The organism is Frankia sp. CoWAU3 (genome assembly GCF_977971855.1).
Map to the genome: position 1 here is coordinate 1 of NZ_CDWWXB010000050.1, position 5,009 is coordinate 5,009.

3 protein-coding genes are annotated in these 5,009 nt (G+C 72.1%); 2 read left to right on the top strand and 1 reads right to left on the bottom strand.

Annotation, left to right across the window (positions count from 1 at the left end):
• The first annotated feature begins 325 nt into the window (after window positions 1–325).
• Entirely contained in the window at window positions 326–628 is a 303-nt protein-coding gene (locus tag AC08ON_RS07225; protein WP_476616671.1) for a hypothetical protein, read from the top strand.
• 51 nt (window positions 629–679) lie between these two features.
• Here the strand turns inward: AC08ON_RS07225 and AC08ON_RS07230 are convergent, their stop codons facing one another.
• Entirely contained in the window at window positions 680–4,078 is a 3,399-nt protein-coding gene (locus AC08ON_RS07230; RefSeq protein ID WP_476616675.1) for a patatin-like protein, read from the bottom strand.
• Window positions 4,079–4,272: 194 nt separating this feature from the next.
• On the opposite strand from AC08ON_RS07230, the gene AC08ON_RS07235 reads away from it, so the two are divergent.
• Window positions 4,273–5,009: acyl-CoA dehydrogenase family protein (locus tag AC08ON_RS07235; RefSeq protein WP_476616672.1), on the top strand; the 737-nt coding region annotated here is incomplete at its 3' end.

The window sequence follows — 5,009 nt, forward strand, 5'->3', positions numbered from 1 at the left end:
CCGGCTCCCGAGGTGCGACGGGAGGTACGCCGTGTATGGCGGTCTTCGAGGCCGTGGTGGTCTTCGAGGCCGTGGCCGTCTCGGCCTGACCGTGGCCGGAGGGCTGTTGCTCGCGCTGGTCGTCGGATGCTCGGAGCCGGGGTCGAGCGGGTCCGGCGGCTCGGCCGCCCGGCCGGGCTCGGTGGTCACGCCGAGTGCGTCGTCTCAGGACCCGGGCGGCCCGGGTGCGCTCGGGACCTCCGCCGCGGCTGCGACGCCTGACGTCTCACGGGCGCCGGGTCCCTCCGGAACCTCCGCCGCCCCGGACGGTGTCGCGTCACTGCTGGTGCCGACTCCGCGAGCATCCTCCGTCTTCGTCGGAGAGGCCTGTTCCCCCGCCGAGGACACCTCGCCCGCGACCGCCGTCAACGGCCTTGTGCTGTTCTGTGCGCCCGTCGGCGGGACCGGCCCGGCCGGCATCGGTCGATGGTCCACGGAGGCGCCCGCCCCGGCTCCCGCGGCTCGGCCGGATGAGGGCGGGAACTGCGGCCCCGAGGACGTCGGGCGCATCGTCCAGGACTCCGCCGGCCGCCCGGTGTCCTGCCTTCGGGACCCGACGGGCACCCTGACCTGGTCCGACATCTCCTGAACTACGTCACCAGGTCACCGAGCCGCCAGGTCACCGATGCCGCCGGGATGATCAGCCGTTGCGGCGGGCCCGGCGGGTGGTGAGGGCCTCGGCGACGGACCAGAGAGCCGGCAGCACCAGGGCTCCGAAGACGGTCGCCCATGCCCACGGATGATCGGCCAGGTAGGGCACGACATCGTCGTGTAGCCAGAGGAAGAGCCGGTCATGGATCACCGGAACGACACCGGCCGCCGCGAACACCGCGATGAGCCCCGCTCCCACGACCGCCAGTCCTCCGGGCAGGTGCCGCCAGCCGGTAAGTCCGATCATCAGCAGGCCGATCAGGCCGACGACGATCCCCAGGCCGCCGACGATGCCCGAACCGGCCAGCCCGCCGGCCGTGCCGAGGCCGACCAGCGCTGTTCCCACCGCGATCGTCATCCGCCGCCGGCCGTGCGTGACATCCCGGATCATCTCGAAGGCGAGACGGGTGACGGCCCGGGCGAGGAACGCGACCGGCCGCAGGGGCCGTGGCAGCCGGCGGGTCGATGCGGCCCAGGCGACGACCACGGCCACGATCTGGGCTAGGGCGGTCACCAGAACCGGGCCCTGCGCCGCGTCGGTGATGCGCTCGTCCGAGACGCGGCAGGCCCCAAGTACCTTGTCCACCGCTCGCGGGGGCAGCGCGCCGGGCGTGACGGGGACGCCGCTGAGCCCGGGTGGCCGGGGCGGTCGGCGCGCCAGAGCCGCACTGTCGACGCCGGCAGGCCGGTGGGCACCGGTCTGTCCCGCGGCGATCCTGGCGGCCACGGCCGCGGCCAGCGAGATGACCTCGGCGCTGCGCGGCTCGTCCAGGTTCGGGGAGCCTGTCTCTTCCGGTACCGCCGAGGCCCCCGGTCCGGTCGTCGTCCCGGGCCGGCTCGGTTCCACGGTCAGGGCCCGGTCGACGGCGGCGAGGAAGTCGGCGGTGGGCCGCGGATCGACCCCGGCCTTGTTGTCGCGCCGCACCGCCTCGGCGACCCCCACCAGCTCCTTGGCCGCGATGTCCCGTTGGATGCCGGCGGCGACCCAGGTCGCCGTGACCGGAAGGTTCGGCGGCACGGGGGCGTCCGGATCGGTCAGAAAGCCAAGCTCGTCGAGTACCTCCCGCGGCGCCGGGATGCCGGCCACCTCGGTGAGATCGTCGACCAGATCCACCAGCCAGCCCCGGCGGGCCAGCGCCGCGGCGTGGGCGTGACCGGCGGGGACGGCGGTGTCCCGGCGGATCACGAGCCGGCGTGGATCCAGCATGATCCGGACCAGCCAGCCCGCACCGTCCAGCCGTCCCCACATCCAGTCGTTGGCCCGCCACGAGGACTTCGCGAAGGCGCCGAAGTTTCCCAGCTGCAGGCCTGTGATCTTCTCCTCGGCCAGTGCGCGGGCGGGATCGAGGCGGTTCGGTAGATCCGCGCTGATCTGGACGAGCTCAACCGGTTGATCGAGGACTGCGGCGCCGGTGCTTCGTTCGACCAGGTGCACGTCGAGCACGGCGATCAGGGCGTCCGCGGGAGTCGACGGGAGGTACCCGACGAAGTCCGCGAGGGTCCGGGCCGCCACCGCCCGGCGCTGGCCGATGCTGAGACCCTCGGGCCTGGTCTCTGGTCCCGCCGGAGGCGGGGCCGCGGGGGACCGCCGGTCCACGAGATCGGTGAGCTCGGTCCGCAGGGTCTCGATCATCCGCTCCAGGGAGCGCCAGGCCCGGGTGAGCTCGTCCTGCCCCGCGTCGCCCTCCGGGTCGGTCCGCAACCAGCGGCGGGCAGACTCGGCGATGACGTCGAGCAGCGGTGCCCCGGCCATCGCACCGAGGGTCTCGCTGACCGTCGTGAAGACGCCGGGCCGCAGGGCTGTGGTGGCTGTGGTGGCTGTGGTGGCTGTGGTGTCGGTGGTGGCTGTGGTGTCGGTGGTGGCGGTGGTGGCGGTGTTCCGGATGGTGGCGTGCGATGCGCCGTGCACGGCCGCCGCGAGCCGGGCGAGTCGGATCCGGTCCGCCGGCTCGGGGGAGAGGACGTACCCTTCGTTGATCATGTTGATCAGCAGGCCCTTGGCGGCGTCGAGCGCGGGTCGGCCCAGTCGCCACAGGTCGGCGAGGTCGGCCGTGGTCGGCAGCCGGTCGGGAAGCATCTGGACCACGGCGTTGACCGCGGCGTTCGTCATCCGGGCGGGTCCGGCCGCGTCGGTGCGCAGCGCGTCGGTGTCCGGGGGACGGGGCAGGTCGAACCGACCACCGAGGACGCGCAGCAGCGCCTCGATCACCGGTGGGGCGATCTCCTCTGCCAGGCTGCGGCGGTAGGCGTCATAGACGCTCTCGTCCGCTAATCGGGGACCACCGGCCGGGGCGAGGCGCAGCAGCCGTCGCCGGTTCGCCCGCGTACCGCGTACGGCGCTGTTGTGGTCGCGTAGCGTCGCCAGATCCGTACCGATCGACTGGTTCAGCGCCGCGCCGAGCACCTGGAGGAGCGTGGGGATCACCATGGGTGGCGCAGGCAGGGCGGGCGGTGTGGACGTTCTGGTTGCTGCCGCCGGATTCGTCGGTACCGCCGGATTCGTCGGTACCGACATCCGCGGCGAGGGTACGACGTAGGCGAGCACGCGACGGACTTGGCGTTCGGCGGGCCGGTCGAAGATGGCCGCCAGCGCCGGTCCGATCGGGCGGTTGACCAGGATCCCGCCGTCCGAGGCGTGGAATCCGTGGGAAGCGTTGACGTAGCGGGCCATGTCCGGGTGCGCGGCGTCGACGGCGTGCCCCACCGGCACGTAGGCCGGCTCGAAGGCGCCCGGAAAGGCGGAACTGGCCCGTGCGGCCAGGGCGAGACGGGGGACCGCGCCAGGGTCGGTCAGGTCCTGCGTGCCGAAGGCGAACAGGCCCCGGTGGTCGACGTCGTACATGGTGCCGCCGAGTGAGTCGGCGTGCTCGGCGACCTCGCCGCGCAGGATCGTCGTAGTGATGAAGACCGATGTCGGGCGGTCCATGCTGGCTCGGGCCATGCCGGCTCGGGCCGTCTCCCCCACCGCTGTCAAGGCGGTGTGCAGCGCGGGCAGCACGGCGGTGTCCCCGTGCAGCAGCGAGGGATACGTCTTCTCGTGGGGGGTGCGCATGAGCGCGTCAAACGAGCCGAGGGACAGCCACAGGTCCCGCAGCGGGGTGAGATCGGCGTGGTGGGTGTTCGCGTAGCCCAGCATGGCGGCGTTGATGCCACCGGCCGAGGTGCCGGCGAGTACGTCCACACTGACCTCGACGTCGAGGATGGCCGCCAGCCGGGCGTAACGGGCAGCGACGGCGTCGTCCGCGTCGTCCGCGTCGTCGGCCCGGTCACGGTCCGGGCTGGTCGCAAGGTTGATCTCGGTGGCGACCCCGCCCATCCAGACGGCGAGGCTCGCGCCACCGGTCATGACGACCGCGAGCCGTACCTCCTGGGTGGCCGGGTCGCGCATGAGTGGCAAGAGTAGACGTGCCCGGCCCCGGGTCTTCCCCGTTTGTCGGAGAAAAGTTGGATCGCGACGACTTCTTCCCAGCCGCCACTCTTGTCAACGGGTTACTCGTGAGTAGCATGGGAACAACGTACTCACGAGTAGCTAGTCGGCATCGGCCGATCACGGTGTCCGGCGGTCCCGGGAAGGAGCCGTTGATGGGCCACTACCGGAGCAATCTGCGAGACATCGAGTTCAACCTGTTCGAGGTGTTCGGGGTCGATCGCACGCTCGGCACCGGTCCCTTCGGGGAGATGGACGCCGAGACCGCGCGCGAGGTGCTGGCCGAGCTCGATCACCTCGCCTCCGGACCTGTTGCCGAGTCCTTCACCGACGCCGACCGTCATCCGCCGACCCTGGATCCGGCGACCGGGTCGGTGACCCTGCCGGAGTCGTTCAAGAAGTCCTACCAGGCCGTTCTGGACGGTGAGTGGTGGCGGCTCTACCTTCCGCCGCACCTGGGTGGGCTGGGTGCGTCCCCGACCGTCGCGTGGGCGGCCTCGGAGCTGCTGCTCGGAGCGAACCCGGCCATCTTCATGTACATGGCCGGCCCGACGTTCGCGGCGATCCTGCACCGGCTCGGCAACGAATGGCAGCGCCAGCTCGCCGAGTTCGCCATCGAACGGCACTGGGGCGCGACGATGGTGCTCACCGAGCCGGACGCGGGTTCCGACGTCGGGGCCGGTCGTACCAGGGCGATCGAGCAGCCCGACGGCACCTGGCACATCGAGGGCGTGAAGCGGTTCATCACCAACGGGGACTGGGATGTCCCGGAGAACATCATCCACCTCGTGCTCGCCCGGCCGGAGGGGCACGGCCCGGGGAGTAAAGGCCTGTCGATGTTCGTGGTGCCGAAGTTCATGCCCGATCCGCGGACCGGCACGCCCGGCGCCCG